This is a genomic window from Waterburya sp., assembly GCF_058530065.1.
Genome location: NZ_JBZNBU010000295.1, coordinates 1 through 2,292, shown reverse-complemented (window position 1 = coordinate 2,292; position 2,292 = coordinate 1). Strand labels below are relative to the sequence as shown.

Below are 2,292 nucleotides of genomic sequence, written 5' to 3'. Positions count from 1 at the left end.
TTGCTCAAACCGAAGGAAGCGTTACTCCCGAGTTGTTGCAAGACTTCAGCGGACTCTAATTGATACCAATTATCCATTGTTGTACCAGCCAATGATGCCTCTATAGAGGAACAGTAGCACGAGCAGATTCTATTACTTCGATACTTAGTCCAATTTTAATCAAAAGCTTACCAAGGCTTCCGCCTTGGAAGGCAGAAGGCAGGAGGCAGGAGGCAGAAGGTTATGTATCTTCTTCCCTTCATACTTTTTGGGTCTAAAGCCCCCGCTATACCGCAGGTTAGCGGTCTTCGGTTGGTGGCGGGTCTGAATCCCCCTCCAATCGATCCTTCTGCCATCTGCCCTCTGCCCTCTGCCTTCGTTCAACGAGACTTAATTTCTGCGACGGTTTGTTTTCGATAAAATCTTAGTAAGAAATTTTGTAGCCAATATTACCAACTGAGTAGGACCCATGACTATTACAACTGAGAACCACAAAAGTCAGCCAGACAAGATTTCGCTCGTACTAAATCCCCATAGCGAGGAATTTAATTTTGAACTTTGGGCTAGAGAAGTTCGCCAACAAATGCTGACTGCTCTTCGGCAATCGTTAAGTTATAGTAAAGCAAAAACTTCTCCCTAAATTCGCCTCAATTATATTCTCCCATCATCGCTACCACATTATCAACTAAAGTTAAATAATCCGCCAAAATTTAATTGTCCGATCGTCGCTACTACTGACTATAGTTTGTCCGTCAGGGGCGATCGCAATTATCAATTATTGTTTATTTTTAAAATTAGTAAATTTTACAAAGGGACAAGACATTTTAATTGTCTTTTAGATAAGTCTTTGCACATATGCTTAACAGCAGTAGAAATGCTTAAATCTTTGTTGCGCAAATGTATGGCATTTTGAGAAATATAGGTTAAAGTAAGAGATAATCGCTCTCGATCGATAGGAGGTTTAGCACGGTGAAAAAGACGAAATGTATCAGCAATAATTACCGTATTTTGTTTACCAAGACAAGTAATCCAGTCCTGAGAAGATACATGCTTTTCCATTAATTTATCAGAAATCAAGCCAAACCTATATTTTAATTTTTTCTTAGCTATATCTGATTTATGCTCTGGGATATATTGAAAGGGACCACCTTGTTCATCAACATCATTTAAGTAAATGATGACTTTAAACATACGATAATCTTCTGTATCTTGATGCCACTTACGAATTCCCGTAAAGCCTCCGGTGGGGAAACATCGTTTTACTTCCGCACCAAGATAAAATATGGGCAATCCAATATAGTTTTCTACAAGATCGAGCAGCTGTTCATCTAATCCCCACAGTAAAATCTCTGGATAGTTTTGTAAAGTTTTTCCTGGTACTCCATAATTCCCTTTACAACCGATTTCTTGTGTTAATGTTGGAGAATTTAATGGAGAATTTAATAGCAAATTCTTGGCTGCATTAACTGCTCCTATAATTGTAGGAATTGACAAGTTTTCAACAGTTGTTATCAAAGCACCATCTTGCTGAAGAGTCTCAAAAATTTCTCGATTTTTATTATTCAAAATTGGTAATTGACTTTTATATCCAGAGACTTCCTTATCATAAGATCTTTTAGCTAAATTAGATATAATTGGCAGGTAAAGATACTCTCTTTTTAATCTACTTTGAACCTTATTCACGAAAAAAGATAAATTCATAATTAATAAAATTTTAAATTTATCGCTCTTGTTTCCACAATTAGTACAACTGGCTTTTTCTCTTTCTTTTCTACAAGAATAACTAGTCCAAATCCTTAAATTAATCGATAATATTTCACCGTAAGTTCTGGTAAATTAATTATTTGCTCGAATATATTAAGTTGGAGAAAAGATACAATTTAACCTACATTCAGCAGGTTGATCCTTAATTTGAAAATTTTTTCTTTGCTTACAATTCAAAGCTATACTCTGCAAAGGTTTTATTTATTTTCAAATAAAAAAGTAAATCAAATAGATCTTATCATCAAGATTGAGACTATAAGAAAAACCCGAATAAGTCAAGTTAACCGTTTAACTCCGAATTCCGAACTCCGAACTAAAGTTAAATAATCCGCCAAAATTTAATTGTTTGATCATCGCTACCATTGACTATAGTTTGTCCATCAGGCGCGATCGCAAATAACAATTAATATACCTCAGCAAGCTTTAACCGTGGAGAACCAGAATTCGTCTTCTCTGTGCTGTTGGTTAGCCCAGCATCTTTGCTGCTGCATTTGGAGGTAGGGGTTTCGACAACAAGAATCCTTGCGCCTTACCACAATTCAAAACTTT

3 protein-coding genes are annotated in these 2,292 nt (G+C 36.1%); 1 reads left to right on the top strand and 2 read right to left on the bottom strand.

The window, feature by feature from the left end; translation table 11 throughout:
- The first annotated feature begins 448 nt into the window (after positions 1–448).
- On the top strand, positions 449–619 hold the full coding sequence (locus tag AC33VI_RS17755; protein ID WP_491783593.1) for a hypothetical protein: 171 nt from the start codon (positions 449–451) through the stop codon (positions 617–619).
- A 51-nt stretch (positions 620–670) separates the two neighbouring features.
- Here the strand turns inward: AC33VI_RS17755 and AC33VI_RS17750 are convergent, their stop codons facing one another.
- Positions 671–754, bottom strand: a complete 84-nt coding sequence (locus AC33VI_RS17750; protein WP_491783594.1) for a hypothetical protein — start codon at positions 752–754, stop codon at positions 671–673.
- Between the two features lie 29 nt (positions 755–783).
- Positions 784–1,680, bottom strand: coding sequence for a phytanoyl-CoA dioxygenase family protein (locus tag AC33VI_RS17745; RefSeq protein WP_491783592.1), 897 nt, complete (start codon positions 1,678–1,680; stop codon positions 784–786).
- Between the last annotated feature and the right edge of the window lie 612 nt (positions 1,681–2,292).

Bases quoted from the DNA above. Each gene is read 5' to 3' on its own strand.
- AC33VI_RS17755 (WP_491783593.1), top strand. From the start codon at position 449: ATGACTATTACAACTGAGAACCACAAAAGTCAGCCAGACAAGATTTCG.
- AC33VI_RS17745 (WP_491783592.1), bottom strand. From the start codon at position 1,680: ATGAATTTATCTTTTTTCGTGAATAAGGTTCAAAGTAGATTAAAAAGA.